Source organism: Sphingomonas sp. (genome assembly GCF_050725575.1).
Classification (GTDB): domain Bacteria; phylum Pseudomonadota; class Alphaproteobacteria; order Sphingomonadales; family Sphingomonadaceae; genus Sphingomonas.
Genome location: NZ_JBOHHW010000012.1, coordinates 19,992 through 39,092, shown reverse-complemented (window position 1 = coordinate 39,092; position 19,101 = coordinate 19,992). Strand labels below are relative to the sequence as shown.

The window sequence follows — 19,101 nt, the reverse complement described above, 5'->3', positions numbered from 1 at the left end:
ATCTTGCTTGTTATCTAACAGTGCATGGTTTAAGCTTTGGCAAAACAGGAGAGGGTATGACGCCGATCACGGTCGCTGACGCCGATGCCGTCACATGGGACGACCATGCCGATGTCGTGGTGGTGGGTTTTGGCGGTGCCGGGGCCAGCGCGGCGCTGCAGGCGCGCGAGGATGGCGCCGAGGTGATGCTGCTCGACCGCTTCGGCGGGGGCGGCACGACGGCGTATAGCGGCGGCGTGATCTATGCCGGGGCGACGCGGTTCCAGCGCGAGGCCGGGCTCGACGACAGTGTCGAGAATATGCTCGCCTATCTCAGGATGGAAGTCGGCGATGCGGTCCGCCCGGAAACATTGCGGCGCTTCTGCGAAGGCAGTGCCGGCGACGTCGAATGGCTGGTCGGGCACGGCGTCGGCTATGCCTCCGACACCTATCTCGACAAGATCACTTACCCGCCGGAGGGCAAATATCTCTATTATTCCGGCAACGAGAAATCGCCCGCGTTCGCGGCGCATGCCCGGCCCGTGCCGCGCGGCCACCGCGCCGTCGGTCCCGGTTTCGGTGGCGGGCATTACATCGCGGCGCTGCGCCGCGCGGCTGAGCGCGAGGGCGTGACGCTGTCGCTCCACACCCGCGTGACGCGACTGGTCATCGCGTCCGGCCGCGTTGTCGGGGTCGAGGCCGTCACCATGCCGGCAGAGCGGCATGCCGCGCATCAGGCGCTGTATGAAAAGGTCAGCCCCTATGTTCCGCACAATCACAAACGGACCGAGCACGCGCTGACCGCGATGCAGGCGATGGAAGCGCGCGACGGCCGCACGATCCTGATCCGGGCACGCGGCGGTGTGATCCTGAGCACCGGCGGCTTCGCCTATAGCCGCGAGCTGATCGGCCGGCACGATCCTGTGCTGGCGCAGCATTACGAGGCCAGCCACCGCCTTTCGACCATGGGCAGCGACGGATCGGGTGTGGCGCTGGGCATGTCCGCCGGCGGCGCAACGGCGCGGATGGACTCGCTCTATATCGCGCGCAACATCGCCCCGCCCGAGGCGCTGCTCGAAGGCATCCTGGTCAACCAGACCGGTGAACGCTTCGTTGCCGAGGATGCCTATGTCAGCCTGATTGGCGGGCTGCTCGCGCGCCAGCCGGAGGGCAAGGCGTGGCTGATCGTGCCGGCCCGCGCGTTCCGCCGGTCGATCCGGGAGGCACTCACCTGCGGGTGGCAGCGGTTCAAATATTTCGGCGTGCCGATGCTGATCAATTACGCGCTGGGCGGTACGCGGCGGGGGCGCGATGCGGCGGCACTGGCGCGCCGTGCCGGCATCGATCCGGCGGGGCTGAGTGCGACGATCGCGGCGCATGACGGCGATCTCGCCGCCGGCCGGCCGGACAGCGTCGGCAAGACCGAGGAGCTGCGCGCGTCGCTTGGTACCGGGCCATTCTATGCGGTCAACATGGCGATGGAGAACCGCCACGCGCTGACCAAGTTCATGACGCTTGGCGGACTGACCGTGGATGAGGAGAGTGGGGCGGTGACGCGCGATGATGGCAACAATATCCCCGGGCTATACGCTGCCGGCATGTCGGCGGTCGGGCTGCATTCGAACGGCTATATCAGCGGCCTGTCGCTCGCCGACGGCGTGTTTTCGGGCCGTCGTGCGGGACGTGATGCCGCTGCTGCGTCCGGCCCTAAACCCGCCAACCGTCCGGTTGAATCGGTCCCGGCGCTATGATGCCCGGTCAGCCACTCGCCAGCATCGAGGAGATCATCGACGAGGCCCGCAACGGCCGGATGTTCATCCTGGTCGATGACGAGGATCGCGAGAATGAGGGCGATCTGGTCATTCCCGCGCAGATGGCGACGCCCGATGCGATCAACTTCATGGCCCGCGAAGGGCGTGGACTGGTCTGTCTGGCGATGCTGCGCTCGCGGATCGAGGAGCTTGGCCTAGATCTGATGAGCCGCGACCACCGGTCGCCCTATGAGACCGCCTTCACTGTCTCGATCGAGGCGCGAGACGGGGTGACGACCGGCATTTCGGCGGCCGATCGCGCGCGGACCGTCGCCGTCGCGATCGATGCAGGGAACGGTGCGGAGGCGCTGGTCACGCCGGGCCATGTCTTCCCGCTGGTCGCGCGTGACGGCGGGGTGCTGGTGCGCGCCGGCCATACCGAGGCAGCAGTCGATATCGCGCGGCTCGCCGGGCTGAACCCGTCGGGCGTGATCTGCGAGATCATGAAGGACGACGGCACGATGGCGCGGATGGACGATCTGCTCGTCTTTGCCGAGCGGCATGGCCTGAAGATCGGCACGATCCGCGACCTGATCGCCTATCGCCTGCGCCGCGACCATAATCTCCGCCGTGTCGGCGAGGCGCCGTTCCACAGCATGTTCGGCGGCGATTGGACCGCGGTGATCTTCCGCAACAAGGCGGTCGACAGCGAGATGCTGGCGCTGGTCAAGGGCAGCGTCGACCCCAGCCAGCCAACCCTGGTGCGCATGCATGTCGTCGACGCCTTTACCGACATGCTCGGCGTGGAGGGCGAACGCCACGGCCTGCTGCAAAGCGCGATGGCCGAGATCGGGCGCGAAGGTGCCGGCGTGATCGTGATGGTGACGCAGCAGATGCCCAATATGCTGACCCGCTTCGTCGCACGCAAAACCGATGCGAGTCCCGGCGTGAGCGACCTGGAAGTGCTGCGCGATTACGGCGTCGGCGCGCAGATCCTTGCCGATCTCGGGGTGCATGACATGGTCCTGCTGACCAATTCGCCGCGCACCGTGGTCGCGTTGCAGGGCTTTGCGCTCAACATTGTCGGGCACCGCGCCATGACCAGCACGCCGCCGTCGAGCTGGATCCGCTGAGCGGTGGTCGCCGCGCTGCACGATCCGCTGGGTTTCCGCCGCGGGCCGGCGATGGCCAACCGCATGGTGCTGGCCCCGCTGACCAATTTGCAAAGCCATGACGATGGCACGCTGTCGGATGACGAGTTCGCCTGGCTGGTGAAGCGCGCGGCGGGGGGCTTCGGGCTGGTGATGACCTGTGCGGCGAGCGTGCACCCGCTCGGCAAGGGCTTTCCCGGACAGCTCGGCGTGCATAACGATGCGCATCTACCCGGTCTGGCACGGCTCGCCGCGGCGTTGCGCGCGGGCGGCGCGCTGTCCTCAGTTCAGCTCCAGCATTCCGGCATGCGTGCGCCGCAGGCGCTGATCGGGGCGCAGCCGGTGGGTGTTGTCGATGATCCCGAGCGCGGGGTGCGCGGTCTTTCGACTGCTGAGGTCGAGCAGGCGGTTGAGGATTTCATCGTCGCCGCGCTGCGCGCCGAACGCGCCGGGTTCGACGGCGTCGAGATCCATGGTGCGCATGGCTATCTGCCGTGCCAGTTCCTCGACGTGCGGCGAAACCAGCGCCACGACAAATATGGCGGCAGTGCGGACAATCGCGCGCGCTTGCTGATCGAGATCATCGCCGGCGTGCGTGCCAGCGCCCGACCGGATTTCCAGATCGGTGTGCGGCTCTCGCCCGAACGCTATGGCGTCGATCTCGGCGAGAGCCGTGCGCTCGCCGCGCGCATCCTGGCCGGGGGGCAGGTCGATTATCTCGACATGTCCTGCTGGGACGCATTCAAGCAGCCCGAGGATCCGGCCTGGGCGGGCCGCGCGCTGATCGACTGGTTCACCGATCTGCCGCGCCATGGCACGCGGCTTGGCATTGCGGGCAAGCTGACCGATGCGCGCAGCGCGCGCGAATGCCTGACGCGCGGCGCGGACTTCGTGCTGATCGGGCGCGGCGCGATCCTGCATCATGATTTCGCGCGGCGTGTTGGGCAGGACGCGGATTTTGCGAGCGTTGCGCTGCCGGTCGGGCGCGCGCATCTTGCCCGCGAAGGGCTGGGCGAGAAGTTCATCGATTATATGGCGACATGGCAGGGCTTTGTTGCCGACGGGCAGGATGCGCGATGACGAGAAAAGTGGAGATCGTTGAAGTCGCCGCGCGTGACGGGCTGCAGAACGAGAAGATCCTGGTGTCGACCGCCGACAAGGTCGCGCTGATCAATCGCATGATCGACTCCGGTGCGCGCCGCTTCGAGGTCGGCAGCTTCGTCAATCCCGCGCGCGTGCCGCAAATGGCCGACACGCCGCAGGTGATCGCCGCGCTGCCCGATCGTGCCGATGTCAGCTATATCGGCCTGTGCCTCAACCGGAAGGGCGTCGAGCGCGCCGCTGCGTCGCGCGCCGGCAACAAGCGCGGTGTCGATGAGGCCGGTTGTGTGACGGTGGCGAGCGACGCCTTTGGCCAGGCCAATCAGGGGCAGAGCTCGGCAGAGTCGGTGGCCGAAAATGTTGCGATGCTGGCGCTGGCGCAGCGCGAGGGACTGGTGCCGCAAGTCACGATCGCGGTCGCCTTTGGCTGCCCGTTCGACCATGATGTGCCCGAGGATCGGGTGATCGCGATCGCGCAGCGCCTGGCCGAGGCCGGGCCGGTCGAGATCGCCGTCGCCGACACGATCGGCGTCGCCGTGCCGGGGCAGGTGCGCGACCTGATCGGGCGGCTGCACGATGTGCTGCCCGACACGATCCGGCTGCGCGCGCATTTCCACGATACGCGCGCCACCGGCATCGCCAACGCCTGGGCTGCGTGGGAAGCCGGTGCGGAGGTGCTCGACTCTTCGCTTGGCGGGCTGGGCGGCTGCCCCTTTGCGCCGGGCGCCACCGGCAATATCGCGACTGAGGACCTGGTCTATCTGCTTGAGCGATCGGGTGTGGCGACGGGCATCGATCTGACGCAGGCGATTGCGGTCAACCGGTGGTTCAGCGGCGTGATCGGCAAGCCGCTGCCATCGAGTGTGGGGCGTGCAGGGGGATTCTAACGGGCGTTGGCTTTGGTGGAATCACTCCCGTTCGTTTCGAGCTTGGGGGAGATATGGGACACCGGTTGTGCCGTATCTTTTCTCGCCGTCGCTTCGGCGAGAATCCTATATAATTTATTGTATATCAGCTAGTTAACCTGCAATAGCTGATCCATCAGGCGATGTCCGAGTATCAGCTCGCCGGCGGTAGCATTGCGCTCGAAATACCCTGATCGGCGAGCAGGAAGCTGCCCTGCAGCGCGCGTGCGGCGTCCGACACCAGGAACAGCACCACCTGTGCGATATCGTCCGGTTCCATCATGGCATTGCCGTAGGGGCTGACCGACCGTGCCTCGCGGCGGACCATCGCTTCCTGCTGTTCGGGCGTGAGTTCGTCGCTGGTGAAGCCGAGCATCTGGGTGCGCACCGATCCCGGGCCGATCGAATTGACCCGGATGTTCGAGCGCCGCAGTTCGGGCGCGAGCGTGCGGGTGAAATGCGCGATCGCCGCCTTGGTCGCGGCATAGACCGCGAACTCGTTGACGCCGAGCACTGCCGCGCCCGACGAGATGTTGACGATCGCGCCGCCGCCGGCGCGCCGCATCACCGGGATCGCCGCCTGGATCATCGAGATCGGGCCGATCGTGTTGACGCCGAACATCGTGTCGATCTTGCCCGCCGACATGTCCTCGATCGGACCCCAGAAACACACGCCCGCACTCTGCACGAGGATGTCGACCTTGCCGTGCGCACGCTCCGCCCCGGCGAACAAAGCGGCGATCGCCGCGCGGTCCATCACGTCACAGGTCGCGGCCTCCGCCGATCCGCCCGCCGCGACGATGCGATCGACCACCGGCTGCATCGCCGCGACCGCCAGTTCAGAGGTGACGATCACATGCGCACCGTTTTTGGCGAGCAACGCCGCGGTCGCGGCGCCGATACCGGTGCCGCCGCCGGTGACGATGGCGATCTTGCCGTCAAGCATTGTGGGTCTCCTGGATACGGCCGGCCATATGTCCCTCGCGGATCGCCATCAGCAGGTCGCGCGGGGCGTTGGCATCGCCGATCAGCTGTAGATCATAGGGTTTCGGCACGCGCGTGCCGCCGCCCAGTGCGCGGTAGAGCTCCGACTGCGCTTCATTGTACGAGATGAACACCACCGTCTCGGCGGGCACGTCCCATGTCTGCTCGCCGTCGAGATAGCCGAGCGTGCATGTGTCCTCGCCGATCGCGACCAGCCGCCCGCCGACCACCAGCGTGAAATCGCCCTGGCGCAGGCGGCGCAGCGCCGGGCTGGTCCGCACGATCACCTCGATCTGCGGCGCGAAGGAGGAATGGCGCGCGACGAAGGTGACCTTCACGCCGTGAGCGATCAGCTGCTCCGCCGCGGCGATGCCTTCATAATGGCCGACATCGTCGAACACGACCGCCGATTTGCCGAACTTTGCCGGATCCATGAACAGCAAATCGTGCGAGGACAGTACATGGCGCCGGTCGAACCCCGGCACCGGCGCCTCGGGACGTGCCGCCTGCAACCCGTCCATTCGCGGCAGCGAGCCGGTGGCGACGATCACCACGTCGGGGTTTTCGGCCAGCACATCGTCCGCCTCGGCATAGGTCGACAGGCGCACATCGACGCCGAGATGATAAAGCTCCTGTTCCTGCCAGTAAGTGATGTCGCCGATCGTGGCGAGTTTCGGCGCGCGCTTGGCGATGTTGATCGTGCCGCCAAGCGCCGGCTGCGCCTCGATCAGCACCACCTTGTGGCCGGACAAGGCGGCGAGCCGCGCCGCCTCCATCCCGGCCGGGCCGCCGCCGGCGATCACCACTTTTTTCGGCGCCGATACCGGGCGGATCAGGTCCTCGGAGAGAGTGAGTTCGTAACCGACTGCCGGGTTGACGGTGCAGCCCATGCGCTGCTGCGCGGTGCGGATTCCGCCAATACAGCCCTGATTGCAGGCGATGCACGGCCGCACGCGTTCGGCATTGCCCGACAGCGTCTTGGCGACCAGGTCGGGCTCGGCGATCATCGGCCGTACATAGCTGACCATGTCGCCCAGTCCCTCGCGGATCGCCTGATTGCCTTCCTCCAGCGTGCGATAGCGGCCCGCGATCATCGTCGGCACGTCGGCGCGCGCGACGATCGGTTCGGCGGAGCTCAACATATAGCCGGCGGGCTGGTCCATTGCGCCGAGCATCGTCGCGATGCTGTACGGGCTGCCCATCGATCCGCTGACATAATCGACCATCTTGTCGGCGCAGAGCCGCGCAACGATTTCACCGGCTTCATCGGGGCTCAGCCCGCCCGGGACATTATAGTCCGACAGGCGGATGCCGACCGGATAAGCCGCACCGACACGGTCCCGCACCGCCTGCAACACGTCGCGGCCGAAGCGCATCCGGTTGTCGAGGCTGCCGCCATAGTCATCCTCGCGGCGATTGGTCAGCGGGCACAGGAACTGGTGGATCAGATAGCCATGGCCGAAATGCAGTTCGATTCCGTCGAGCCCGCTTTTCTGCACGCGCAGCGCGGCGTCGACATAAGCCTCGGTGATCTCATCGATCTGGTCCTGAGTCATGGCGAATGGCGTGTTGACCAGGCCAAGCGGGCAGGGGACGGTCGAGGCGGAGAGCGGCGCCTGGCCGCTCGCCGGGGCCCAGCGATGCCCGCCATGCCAGAGCTGCACGAAGGTGCGCATGCCGTGACGCTCCGATGATCTGGCGAGCGCGGTGAAGCCGGGAATGACCGAATCGTCGATCGCATCGACGGTATGATTGGCCGACGACCGGTGGATCACCGTCGCCTCGAGGATGTTGAGGCCGACGCCCGATTTCGCGCGGGCCTCGTGATAGGCGATGAGATCGTCATTGACCGTGCCGCGGCCATAGCTGGTGCCGTGGCTGGCCCGCGCGATGCGGTTCTTCACTTCCAGGCCGTTGATCGTGATGGGACTGAGGATCTGTTCAAGCGACACGGGATTCCAGCCTCTCCAAACGATGCCGGCCTTTATGGCTCGACCGATAGTCTATAGCGACCAGACCGCCTTTTGCGCGATCAATGCCGCAATCTCGTCCGCGGTGAACCCGGCCTCGGCCAGGATTATGTCTGCTCCCCGCGTGCCGCGCGGATTGATCTCGCTGACCAGTGTCGGATGGCCCGACAGTCGCGGTGCGGGCGCGGCGGTCAGCACGCCGCGGTCATCCGCCGTCACCGTCGCGCGGGCGGCATTGTGCGGATCGGCGGCCAGCTCGCCGACCTCGAGCACCGGCGCACCGCATGAATCCACCGCGCCGAACAGGCCGGTCCAGTCCGCCTGCGGCCGGGTCCGGAAGGCGGCGGCGATCCGCTCGCGCAGCGCCGGCCAGGCCGACCGGTCCATCTGCGCCGCCGCCGAGGCGTCGACATCGTCGAGCCCGAGGATGTGGAGCATCGCGGCGTAGAATTTCTGCTCGATCGCCCCGACCGAAAACCACTTCCCGTCAGCGCAGGTATAGACGCCGTAGAAGGGCGCCGCGCCGCCGAGCATCGAATGCGCCGGATCGCCGTCCCACAATCCAAGTTCAAGCTCGCCGAACATCGCACCCAGCATATAGGATGCGCCATCGACGATCGCGGCGTCGATCACCTGGCCGCGCCCGGTGCGCTGCCGCTCGACCATCGCCAGCAACACGCCGATCATCATCGTATAGGAGCCATTGGCGAGATCGCCGAGCAGCCCCGGCGGCGCGGTCGGCCGGTCCTCGCCGATCACCTTCAGTGCGCCCGAAATCGCCAGATAGTTAATGTCGTGCCCGGCGCGCGCCGCATAGGGGCCGGTCTGCCCCCAGCCGGTCAGCCGCGCATAGATCAGGCCGGGATTGGCCGCCATCAGCGGTTCGGGGCCAAGCCCGAGCCGCTCCATCACGCCGGGGCGGAAGCCCTCGACCAGAACATCGACCGTCTCGGCCAGCCGCCGCGCCGTGGCCTGGCCGGCGGGTGAGCGCAGGTCGAGCCCGATCGCTTCCTTGCCGCGCGACATCGCCGCCGCCGGATCGAACGGCAGCGGATCGGGCCGGCGCACACTCAGCACCTGTGCGCCGAAATCAGCCAGCATCATGGTGGCAAAGGGCGCGGGGCCAAGCCCGCTGAGATCGAGGACGCGAACGCCCGCCAGCGGACCGCGACCGGCCGGCCTGGCCCCTGCATCGGCCGTAGCAGTCATGCTCAGGCGTTCACGGCGATTGCCGGGCGCGATTGCGTGTTCAGTTGCGGCACCACCTCAGTCCCCAGCAGTTCGACCATCTCGACATACTCGTCGCGACCGACGCCGCCCATGTCCATCTTGATCAGATTGACATCGGCGCCGACCAGCTCGCTGAGCAGCATCAGGCGATCGGCGAACTTGGCCGGGCCGCCGACGATCGCCGGGCCGTGAGTCGACAGGAATTCATAGTCGAAGGTCGAGGTCAGATAGGCCGGTGGATTGTCGTTGACGCTCTTGATCATCGCCATGTTGAAGGCGTGATAGCCGCGATAGCGCGGTTCATAGCGTTCGCGCGCCAGCGCATCGGTCTTGCCGACCCAGCCATGCCAGCAGGCGCCGACGCGTGAGGCGTGCTTGTGGCCGGCTGCGGCGAATGCCTCGCGGTAGATTTCGGCCACCGCGACGAACTTGTCGGGTTTGCCGAAGGCGCTGGGCAGCATCAGGTTGAGGCCGAGCCGGCCGGCGAGCTTGGCCGTGTCCGGCGAGCTGCCCCCGCCGACCCAGAAGGGCAGGCGGTCCTGCTGGATCGGGGTCGGTTCGAGATGCTGGCCGGTGATCGGCGGGCGGAATTCCCCCTGCCAATGGACCGGCTTGCCCGGCCAGAGCTGGCACGCCAGCTCCATCGCCTCGGCGAAGCGTGCCGGCGACTCGGCGGCGGACTGACCGAACAAGTCATAGGTCTTCTCGAAGAAATTGCCCCGGCCGGTGACCAGTTCGAGCCGCCCGTTGGAGATCACGTCGACCGTCGCATAATCCTCGACCATGCGCAGCGTGTCGAGATTGGCGGCCAGCGCGACCGAGGTACCGAGGCGCAGCCGCTTGGTGCGCTGCGCGATCGCCGCCAGCACCACCGCGGGCGAGGAGAAGGTGTAGGCGATGCCGTGATGCTCGCCGATATAATAGCCCTGGATGCCGGTGCGGTCGGCCACCTCGGCCGCATCCAGCGTCATCCGGTAGCGCTCTGACGCAGAGAAGCGACGGCCCGTGACCGGGTCGTCCATGATGTCGCCCAGGGACATGAGTGCGAGTTCCATACATCCTCCCGTTTACGCTTTTTACGACTCTTACAGTGTATGTTTCAAATCGCAATAGCCTTTCATGTCGGGGTTCGTTTACGGCCCGTCAGCGGCGGAATATCACTCTTTCCGATATCTGTAGAGCGTTTGAATAAAGCGGTTGCGGGGCAATTCTGTCGCTGTTAGGTTAAAGGTCTCAAAAAGCACCGACCCGGACCGGGGTGCAGCAGAGAGAGGATCACGGCGATGGGCGTTCACCACTTTGCGATTGCTTCGAAAGATTTTGATACCGCGCACCATTTTTACACCGAGGTGATGGGCTTCCCGCTGGTCGCGGGGGTCAAGCGCAAGGCGCCCGGCGGCGGCTGGACCAAGCATATGTTCTACGACATCGGCGACGGTGAGACGATGGCGCTGTGGGACCTGCGCGGGATCGAAGGCATCCAGCTCAACCCCGATGAGTGGCGCAGCGCGATCTCGACCGGCCTTGGCCTGCCACGCTGGGTCAATCACTTCGCGTTCAACTGCAAGGGCGGCGAGGAAGAGCTTCAGCAGCGCAAGAAGAACTGGCTCGATAACGGCTATCATGTGTCGATGACCGACCATGAATTCATCCGCTCGATCTACACCTTCGATCCCGACGGCAATCTGATCGAATGGACCTATGACACGCGCCCGATCGACGCCGACGACACCAAATACGCCCATGACATATTGGTCGATGATTCGCCCGCGACCGAGCCCGATTACGAGGGGCCGTTCGAACGCTCCACGGTCAAGAAATACCGCGCCGAGCCACGGCCCGCACCCGTCCACTGAGACGGGGCGGATCATCTCGCGTCCCCGTTGCCGGTCGTGCGGCGGCGGCGACGGCACTGGGAGGAATGATGGGCAAGGGGATCGAGGCCGCGGCGGATCAGCGCGGCGCGGGCGCGCGCGGCCGCAATGCGGGCGGCCCGGAACTGATCGAGCTGTATCGCCGCATGGCGCTGATCCGCGAGGCGGAAAGCAATTGCGGCGCGCTGTTCGCGGCCGGCGAGATTCCCGGCTTCATCCATCTGAGCGATGGTCAGGAAGCGGTCAGCGTTGGCGTGATGGCGTCGCTGCGCCCCGACGACACGATCGCGTCGACGCATCGCGGGCATGGCCATGCGCTGGCCAAGGGGCTTGGGCTCGACGGCTTTTTCCGCGAGCTGATGGGCAAGGCCGATGGCGCGTGCAAGGGGCGCGGCGGCAGCATGCATGTCGCGGACCTGTCGGTCGGCATGCTCGGTGCCAACGGCATTGTCGGCGGCGGTGTGGCGATCGCGCTGGGTAGCGGTCTGGCGCAACGGCTTGGCGGCGGCGACGGGCTGGCGGTGTCCTTTTTCGGCGATGGCGCGCTGGCCGAGGGGATTATCCATGAATCGCTGAACATCGCGCAGCTCAAGCGAATCCCGATCCTGTTCGTGTGCGAGAATAATGGCTGGTCCGAATTCAGCCCGACCGCGACTCAAGTGACCTTCACGCTGGAGAAGCTCGCCGCCGCGTACGGTATTCCCTATTTCGGGATCGACGGATCGGACGTCGAGCTGGTCGCCGAATGCGCTGCGGAGATCGTCGGGCGGATCCGCCGCGAGCGGGGCCCGGTGGTGCTGGAATGTTCGACGACGCGCATCCGTGGCCATTATGAAGGCGATTCGCAGCGCTATCGCAACGACGCCGTGCCGCCGGTCGATCCGCTCGCCATCGCCCGGACCAGGCTGGAGGCGCAGGGCATGGCCGATGCCGAGCTCGAGGGACTTGAAGCCGAGGTGCGGCAGGCCGTCAAACATGCCGTCGACGCCGCTCGACTGAGCCCGGAGCCGACGATCGGCTCGGCCTTTGACGAAGTATATGCGGTCGCCGGAGCGATACGATGAGCGAGGCGCGCTTCGCCCATGCGATCAACCGCTCGCTCGACGATGCGATGGCGCGCGATCCCAAGGTCGTGCTGCTTGGCGAGGACATCGCCAATGCCGGGGGCAGCTTTGCGGTGACGCGCGGCCTGCTCGCCAAATATGGTGCCGACCGGGTGATCGACATGCCGATCGCCGAGAATGCGATCGCCGGCATGGCGGTCGGTCTCGCACTGGGCGGGTTCCGCCCGGTGATCGAGATCATGTTCATGGATTTCATGACGCTGACCATGGACGCGATGGTCAACCAGGCTGCGAAGCTCCATTTCATGTTCGGCGGGCAGGGTTCCGTGCCCCTGGTGGTGCGCACCCAGCATGGCGGCGGGCTGAACGCCGGGCCGCAGCATTCGCAGTGCCTGGAGGCGTGGTTCGCGCATATCCCGGGCTTGAAGGTGGTGGTGCCGGCGACGCTCGACGATGGCTATGCGCTGCTGCAAAGCGCGATCGACGATCCCAATCCGGTGCTCTTCATCGAGCACAAGGCGCTCTATCCGATGAAGGGAGAGCTGGCCGATCCGCCCGCGCCGGTGCCGCTGGGCAAGGCGCGGATCGCGCGCAGCGGCAACAATGTGACGATCGTCAGCTATGGCGCGATGGTTCACAAGGCGCTCGCGGCGGCGGAGACGCTGGTGGGCGAGGGGATCGACGCCGAAGTGATCGACCTGCGCACGATCCAGCCCTGGGATGAGGCGGCGGTGCTTGAGTCGCTGTCGCGCACCCACCGCCTGGTTGTCGCGCATGAAGCGGTCGAGGCGTTCGGGGTTGGCGCGGAGATTGCCGCGCGGATGGCGCAGATCGGCTTTGACGAGCTTGACGGGCCGATCATGCGCGTTGGCGGCGCGTTCATGCCGGTGCCGTTCGGGCGCACGCTTGAAGCCGCCTATATGCCCGCGGAAGCGCAGATCGTCGCAGCGGTGCGGGGCACCTATGGCTGAGCCCGCACCCGGCGAGACGGCGATCGTCATGCCCAAGCTGGGGCTGACCATGTCCGAAGGGCTGCTTGCCGAATGGCATGTGGCGCCGGGCGACGAGGTGCGCGCCGGGCAATTGCTGTTCGTGGTCGAGACCGACAAGATCAGCAGCGAAGTGGACGCGCCGGGCAGCGGGCGGATCGTGTCGCTGCTGGTCGGGATTGGCGAGACGGTCAATGTCGGCGTGCCGGTGGCGACCTGGACCGGCGCCGGGCTGGTCACGCCGGAGCCCGAGGCTGAGCCGGTTGCCGCACCAGTCGCTGAGCTCGTGCCGGTGGTTGTTCCGGCGGCGGCGGGGTCGCGGATCCGCTCGACGCCGTTCGCCCGCCGGCTGGCCAGGCTCGACGGCATCGATATTGCGCAGGTCACCGGCAGCGGTCCGCGCGGGCGCATCCAGGCGCGCGACGTGAAGGCGGCGATCGACGGTCGCGCGGCGGTGCCTGCGCCGCCGGTCGGCGCGGTGCGCGACCTGCGCCCGCTGATCGCGGCGCGCGTCTCGCGCAGTAAGGCGGAGATCCCGCATTTCTACGTCACCGCCGAGGTCGCGTTCGACGCGCTGATCACACTGCGCGGCGATCTCAATAGTGATCCGCTGGCGCCGGCAAAGCTCAGCGTCACGGCGCTGCTCGGTGCGGCGGTGGCGCGCGCGCTGACGCTGGTGCCGGAGGCGAACCGGGTGTGGCGCGACAATCGCGCTGTGCCGCTGGCGGGGATCGCGATCGGCATTGCGGTCGATACGCCGGCCGGCGTGATGGCGCCGGTGGTGCCGGCACGCGGCGGTGTATACGCCTTTGGCGACGCGCTCGACGCCGCGATCGGCCGGGCGCGGCAAGGCCGGCTTGGTGCCGCCGATACAGGCGAGGCGGCGATCGGCATTTCCAATGTCGGCATGTTCGGGGTGCGGTCGCTGACCCCGATCATCGACCCCGACCAGAGCTTCATGCTCGGCGTCGGCGCACCGCACGGCGTGTTCCGTCCCGGCCCGGACGGCGCGCCGCTGGCGGTGCGGGAAGTGACGCTGAGCCTTGCCTGCGACCACCGCGTGATCGACGGAGCGGGGGCGGCGCGATTCCTGGCGACGATTGCCGAGCTGCTCGAACATCCGGCGCGGTTGCTGCTTCCGGCCGCATGACCAGGGCGAACCGCGATTGCGACGTGCTGATCGTCGGCGGCGGGGGCGCCGGCATGGCGGCGGCGATCGAAGCGGCCGACCAGGGCGCGGCAGTGGCGGTGCTGGAGGCGGGCACGCGGCCCGGCGGATCGACCGCCTTGTCGGGTGGCGTCGTCTATGCGGCGGGCACCAGCATCCAGCGCGCCGCCGGTTGGGACGACGATGCCGAGCGGATGTACCGCTATTACATGACCTTCAACCGCTGGAACCTCGAGCCGTGGCTGATCCGCCGCCTCTGCGAGGAGTCCGCGCCGACGCTGGGATGGCTGCTTGGCCTTGGCGTCGAGATGCCGGTCGACGGGCTCTATGTCTCGGGCGTCGAGGATGTGCCGCGCGGCCATCACACTCGCGGGTCGGGCGCGGCGCTGCTCGAACACCTGCTCGGCGCGGCGTCGGCGCGCGGCGTGGCGATCAATTCCGGTGTGCGGGTTGAAGCGCTGCTGGTCGAGCAGGGCAGGGTCGCGGGCGTGGTCGCGCAGGGTGCGGTGATGCGGGCCGGAGCGGTGGTGCTGGCGACCGGCGGTTATGGTGCGAACCGCGCGATGCTCGCCGAGTTCAACCCCGAGATCGCCGAACAGGACGAGCGCTGGTCCTTCTATTTCGGGTCGGAGACGAGCCGCGGCGACGGTATCCGCATGGCGCGCGAAGCCGGCGCAGCCGTCACCGGTGCGGGCCGGTTGCTGGTCAATGCGTCGCCCGGCTTCTCGCGCGACGTCGCCGATTTCCACCCGCCCTGGCTGGTGTTCGTCAATCGCCATGGCCAGCGCTTCATGGACGAGACCTGGCCCTATTGCATTGCCGGGCACCGGATCGAGGAACAGCCCGGCCGGCGCTGCTTTGCGATCTTCGACGAGCCGGCCCGCGCCGCGTCGCCGTCGCGTCATCCCTTTGCCGACAAGCTCGGTGTCGGCGACTTCGCCTATTCGGGCGACCGGCTGGCGGCGGAAGTGGCGACGGGCCGGGTGATCGCCGCCGCGTCGCTGGACGAACTCGCGGCACGGGCGGGAATCGATCCGGTCGGGCTGGCCGGCACGGTAACGCGCTACAATGCCGATGTGCGCGGCGGCGGGGACCGGCAGTTTTTCAAACAGGGCGCGCTGGCGACGATCGAAACGGCGCCCTTCTATGCCGCCGAAGTCCATGCGGCGAGTTTCGGCGCGACCTCGGCCGGGGTGCGGATCGATCCCGACGCGCGCGTGCTTGGCGCGGATGCGGGCTCGATCCCCGGCCTTTACGCAGCGGGCGAAACGGCGGGTGGCGTGCTCGGCGAACGCTATGTCGGGGGCGGCAATTATCTCAGCAATGCGCTGATCTTCGGCCGGATCGCCGGGCGCGGTGCGGCGGCCGATGCGCGTCAGTCGGCGTAGCGCACGACCTGATCGAGCGACGCGCGCTTGGTGCGAAAGCCATTGGCGGGATGCGCCGGATCGGCATAGCCGAACGAAATGCCGCACACGATCCTGCGTTCGGGCGGAATCGCGAAATGGTCGCGCACGAAACCGGACACGCCGGCCAGCGCCGCCTGAGCGATCGTCGCCAGCCCCAGGCTTTGCGCCGCGAGCATGACATTGGCGACATAGGCGCCGCAGTCGATCGCGCCATAGACACCGAGATCCTCCTCGGTGGTGATGATCATCACATGCGGCGCGCCGAACAGGCGGAAATTCTCCAGCATCTGGCGGCCCGATGCCACGCGGTCGCCATGCGTCACGCCGACGCTTTCGTAGAGCGCCCAGCCGGTCTCGCGCTGCCGTTCCTTGTAGATGCCGACATAGCGCGCTGGAAAAGCGAAGTCGGGCGCTTCCGGCCGCGCCTTCTGGTCGGTCCAGTTGCCGCCGGCGGCATGGGCATAGAGCGCGTCGCGGAAACGATCCGTCGCCGCACCCGTGGTGACAATGACCTGCCAGGGCTGCGAATTGCACCATGAGGCAGTGCCTTGCGCGATCCGCAACATGGTTTGAATCACCTCATGCGGCACCGGATCGGGCAGATAGCCGCGACAGCTGTGCCGCGTCGCGACCAGCCGCGCGAGCGTCGCGGCATCGGGGGGCAGATCGGTCTCGGTCATTCACCATCCTTGCCGGAATCGCGCCCTTTACGGGCTGTTTCGGATTTGACTACCATACAGCGTATGGTATCTCACCGACTATAGGAGAGCGGTGATCGACACCATCAAAAAGATCGGCGAAACCGCGCGGCGCGAGCGGATCGCCATGCTCCGCCGGCTGATTGCGCGGTTTGGCACGATCGTGCCGGCAGGCGAGGATCGCTTCGTCGTCGCACCGTCGCCCGGTGCGTTCGACCGCGTTTATGGCGGGCAGAGCCTGGCCGAAGCGCTGCTCGCCGCGGCGCGCACGGTTGACGGGGATCGCCAGGTCAATTCCGCGCATTGCTATTTCCTGCGGCTCGGCGATCCGGCGATCCCGATCACCTATATCGTCGACCGGTTGCGCGACACGCGCGGCTTTTCGATCCGGCAGGTGCGCGCCGAGCAGAATGGCCAGGCGATCATCACCGCGACCTTCTCGTTCGCCGCCCCATCGCAGGGAATCGCGCATCAATGGCCGATGCCTGAGGCGCCCGCGCCCGAAACGGTGCGGCCGCGCGATGTCGAGCTGATCATGCTGCACGGCGACGACCTGCCGAAAAATGCCGGCGTGCCCTGGCCGATCGATTTGCGCCATGTCGATCACCGCCCATGGGACAAGGAGATCGGCGATGGCCGCCACCGCGTCTGGATGCGCGTCGACGAAGCGCTGCCCGACGATCCGCTGCTCCACGCCGGCCTGCTGCTCTTTGCCAGCGACCTGACCATGGCCGATGCGGTGACGGTACAGCACCCGATCGTGTGGGAGGACCTGATCGCGGCACGCGGCATGTTCGGCGCATCGCTCGACCACGCCTTCTGGCTGCACATGCCGGTGCGGCTCGACGGCTGGCTGCTGCATGTGCAGGAATCGTCGCGCGCGGCGGACGGGCGCGGGTTCACCACCGGCCGCTTCTTCGACCCGGCGGGCAATCTGGTCGCGTCGGTCGCGCAGGAAATCTTCATCAAGCAGGTAGCGGGAGAGCGGGGATGAAGCCCTGGGTTCGTGACTGGATTGCCTATCATTCGGCCCGCCATCCCGATGCGCCCGCGCTGACCAGCGTTGAGCGCGGACTGACGATCAGCTGGGGCGAGCTCGAGAAACGCGTCGGCCGGCTCGCGCATTTGCTGCGCACCCGGTTCGGCCTGCAGCCGGGCGAGCGCGTGGCGATGATCGCCGAGAACGATACCCGCATCTTCGAATTGCAATTCGCCTGTATGCGCGCCGGGCTGATCCTGGTGCCGCTGAGCTGGCGGCTCGCGATCGGCGAGATGGTGACGCTTGCGCAGGACGCGGCGCCGCGGATCATCTTCTACGATATGGTCTGGCGCGACGCCGGCGATGCGGTGGCCGATGCGGTCGGCATCGAACAGCGCGTGCTGTGGAACGACGATCTGAGCGACAGCCCCTATGATGCGCTGATCGCGGAGGCCGGCGAGGCGATGCCGGGCGGCGTGCATGACGAGGATGAGATCACGCACATCCTCTATACCTCCGGCACCACCGGCCTGCCCAAGGGCGCACTGTGCAGCCACGGCACGCTCAAGCACCACGCACTCAATGCCGCGCAGGTCTCTCGCCTGGCGGAGCGCGGGGGCCATCATCTCAACATCGTGCCGCTGTTCCATGCCGGGGCGCTCAACACCATGTCGAACCCGATGCTGTATTGGGGCGGCCATGTGACGACCACGCGGCGCTTCGATCCGGCGGTAACGCTGAAGCTGCTGACCGATCCCGCGATTGGCATCACGCATCTGTGCGGCGTGTTGCAGATGTACGAGCTGATCACCGCGCAGCCCGATTTCGACGCCGCGACCTTTCCCGCGCTGCGCACCGCCTTGTTCGGCGGGTGGGGGCCAAAGACCGTCTGGGTGCACCAGAAATGGCAGGATCGCGGGTTCTTCCTGCAACTCGCTTATGGCTCGACCGAGCAGGGACCGAATGTCTCGGTGCTTGAGGAAGGACGCGAGCTGGCACTGAAAAACTGCTCCGGGCATATCGTGCCGGGCACCGATCTGCGGCTGGTCGATGCCGAGGGCCATGACGTGGCGCGAGGGCAGATCGGCGAGATCTGGACGCGCGGCCCGGCGATCACGCCGGGATATTGGAACCGCCCGCGCGAAGACTATTTCACCGGCGACTGGTTCCGCACCGGCGATTGCGGGCGGCAGGACGAAGCCGGGCGGCTCTACATCGTCGACCGGCTGCGCGAAGTGTACCGCTCGGGCGGCGAGAATATCTATCCGGCCGAAGTCGAGCTGATCCTGGCGCAGGCACCGGGGGTGCGTGAGGTGGCGGTGATCGCGGTGGCGGATGAGCGCTGGGGTGAGGTCGGCATGGCGATCGTCGAGCCGCTGCCCGGCGCGACGGTGACGCTCGACGGTCTGCTTGCCCATGCGGCCGACCGGCTCGCGCGGTTCAAGCATCCCAAATATATCGCGACGATCGACGAGATGCCCCGCAATGCGACGCTCAAGATCGACCGGTCGACGCTGAAAAAGACCTTTGGCGGGGCCCCGGCGGTTTAGATTGAATCGCCCAGGAACGGACGGCTGCGGCGATGCACTGAGATGGTGGATATGCCCCCAAATTCCCGCAGCTGCGGGAGTTGCTGCGGGAAAATGCCTTTTTGCGCGTTCTGCGGGAATCTGCGGGAATTTCTGCGGGAATTTTGATGGATCCACACGGGAGTTTTTCGGGTGTGCTGCGGGAATATCGGGAAGGTCGGAAATCGCCGGGGCAGAGGTCATAATCTTCTCGCTTTTGGTCCGTGCGATGCAATTGCCTGGCGAACAGGCGTTCATGCGCGACGCGCCTGTGGATGAGA

At 66.9% G+C, this 19,101-nt stretch carries 16 protein-coding genes; 11 read left to right on the top strand and 5 right to left on the bottom strand.

Going from position 1 to position 19,101, the window contains the following annotated elements; all coding sequences use genetic code 11:
• Positions 1-56: 56 nt before the first annotated feature.
• The 4 genes from ACRECS_RS10480 to ACRECS_RS10465 are packed head-to-tail and all read left to right on the top strand — an operon-like array spanning position 57 to position 4,869.
• The gene (locus tag ACRECS_RS10480) at positions 57-1,730 is read left to right on the top strand and encodes an FAD-binding protein (RefSeq protein ID WP_431582910.1); all 1,674 of its coding nucleotides are present in this window, start codon (positions 57-59) and stop codon (positions 1,728-1,730) included.
• A complete protein-coding gene (gene ribB / locus ACRECS_RS10475; RefSeq protein WP_431582909.1) occupies positions 1,730-2,863 on the top strand; it encodes a 3,4-dihydroxy-2-butanone-4-phosphate synthase in 1,134 nt (377 codons plus the stop codon). The genes ACRECS_RS10480 and ribB overlap by 1 nt, the downstream gene beginning before the upstream one ends.
• Before the next feature lie 3 nt (positions 2,864-2,866).
• Positions 2,867-3,961 (top strand): NADH:flavin oxidoreductase, encoded by a 1,095-nt coding sequence (locus ACRECS_RS10470; RefSeq protein ID WP_431582908.1) that lies wholly within the window; start codon positions 2,867-2,869, stop codon positions 3,959-3,961.
• Positions 3,958-4,869 (top strand): hydroxymethylglutaryl-CoA lyase, encoded by a 912-nt coding sequence (locus ACRECS_RS10465; RefSeq protein ID WP_431582907.1) that lies wholly within the window; start codon positions 3,958-3,960, stop codon positions 4,867-4,869. The genes ACRECS_RS10470 and ACRECS_RS10465 overlap by 4 nt, the downstream gene beginning before the upstream one ends.
• 172 nt (positions 4,870-5,041) lie before the next feature.
• Here ACRECS_RS10465 and ACRECS_RS10460 read toward each other — a convergent pair whose 3' ends face one another.
• The 4 genes from ACRECS_RS10460 to ACRECS_RS10445 are packed head-to-tail and all read right to left on the bottom strand — an operon-like array spanning position 5,042 to position 10,126.
• Complete coding sequence (locus ACRECS_RS10460) at positions 5,042-5,833, bottom strand: SDR family NAD(P)-dependent oxidoreductase (protein WP_431582906.1); 792 nt, start codon at positions 5,831-5,833, stop codon at positions 5,042-5,044.
• The gene (locus ACRECS_RS10455) at positions 5,826-7,823 is read right to left on the bottom strand and encodes an FAD-dependent oxidoreductase (RefSeq protein ID WP_431582905.1); all 1,998 of its coding nucleotides are present in this window, start codon (positions 7,821-7,823) and stop codon (positions 5,826-5,828) included. The genes ACRECS_RS10460 and ACRECS_RS10455 overlap by 8 nt, the downstream gene beginning before the upstream one ends.
• A gap of 51 nt (positions 7,824-7,874) precedes the next feature.
• On the bottom strand, positions 7,875-9,050 hold the full coding sequence (locus ACRECS_RS10450; RefSeq protein ID WP_431582904.1) for a CaiB/BaiF CoA transferase family protein: 1,176 nt from the start codon (positions 9,048-9,050) through the stop codon (positions 7,875-7,877).
• Between the two features lie 2 nt (positions 9,051-9,052).
• A complete protein-coding gene (locus ACRECS_RS10445; RefSeq protein ID WP_431582903.1) occupies positions 9,053-10,126 on the bottom strand; it encodes an LLM class flavin-dependent oxidoreductase in 1,074 nt (357 codons plus the stop codon).
• Between the two features lie 228 nt (positions 10,127-10,354).
• Here ACRECS_RS10445 and ACRECS_RS10440 point away from each other — a divergent pair, with 228 nt between their 5' ends.
• From ACRECS_RS10440 to ACRECS_RS10420, 5 genes are all read left to right on the top strand, one after another.
• Positions 10,355-10,927, top strand: a complete 573-nt coding sequence (locus ACRECS_RS10440) for a VOC family protein (protein WP_431582902.1) — start codon at positions 10,355-10,357, stop codon at positions 10,925-10,927.
• 68 nt (positions 10,928-10,995) lie between these two features.
• The gene (locus ACRECS_RS10435; RefSeq protein WP_431582901.1) at positions 10,996-12,009 is read left to right on the top strand and encodes a thiamine pyrophosphate-dependent dehydrogenase E1 component subunit alpha; all 1,014 of its coding nucleotides are present in this window, start codon (positions 10,996-10,998) and stop codon (positions 12,007-12,009) included.
• Positions 12,006-12,980 carry an alpha-ketoacid dehydrogenase subunit beta gene (locus tag ACRECS_RS10430; protein WP_431582900.1) on the top strand — a complete coding sequence of 325 codons (975 nt, stop codon included), beginning with the start codon at positions 12,006-12,008 and terminating at the stop codon, positions 12,978-12,980. Before ACRECS_RS10435 ends, ACRECS_RS10430 begins: the two co-directional genes overlap by 4 nt.
• A complete protein-coding gene (locus ACRECS_RS10425) occupies positions 12,973-14,148 on the top strand; it encodes a dihydrolipoamide acetyltransferase family protein (RefSeq protein WP_431582899.1) in 1,176 nt (391 codons plus the stop codon). Before ACRECS_RS10430 ends, ACRECS_RS10425 begins: the two co-directional genes overlap by 8 nt.
• Complete coding sequence (locus ACRECS_RS10420) at positions 14,145-15,554, top strand: FAD-dependent oxidoreductase (RefSeq protein WP_431582898.1); 1,410 nt, start codon at positions 14,145-14,147, stop codon at positions 15,552-15,554. The genes ACRECS_RS10425 and ACRECS_RS10420 overlap by 4 nt, the downstream gene beginning before the upstream one ends.
• Here ACRECS_RS10420 and ACRECS_RS10415 read toward each other — a convergent pair.
• Complete coding sequence (locus tag ACRECS_RS10415; RefSeq protein ID WP_431582897.1) at positions 15,542-16,255, bottom strand: nitroreductase; 714 nt, start codon at positions 16,253-16,255, stop codon at positions 15,542-15,544. The two genes, ACRECS_RS10420 and ACRECS_RS10415, sit on opposite strands and share 13 nt — an antisense overlap.
• A gap of 91 nt (positions 16,256-16,346) precedes the next feature.
• On the opposite strand from ACRECS_RS10415, the gene ACRECS_RS10410 reads away from it, so the two are divergent.
• Together ACRECS_RS10410 and ACRECS_RS10405 are read left to right on the top strand one after the other, a co-directional pair.
• Positions 16,347-17,267: an acyl-CoA thioesterase gene (locus tag ACRECS_RS10410; RefSeq protein ID WP_431582896.1), complete on the top strand. Its 921-nt coding sequence runs from the start codon at positions 16,347-16,349 to the stop codon at positions 17,265-17,267.
• Positions 17,264-18,802 carry a class I adenylate-forming enzyme family protein gene (locus ACRECS_RS10405; RefSeq protein WP_431582895.1) on the top strand — a complete coding sequence of 513 codons (1,539 nt, stop codon included), beginning with the start codon at positions 17,264-17,266 and terminating at the stop codon, positions 18,800-18,802. Before ACRECS_RS10410 ends, ACRECS_RS10405 begins: the two co-directional genes overlap by 4 nt.
• Positions 18,803-19,101 lie beyond the last annotated feature (299 nt).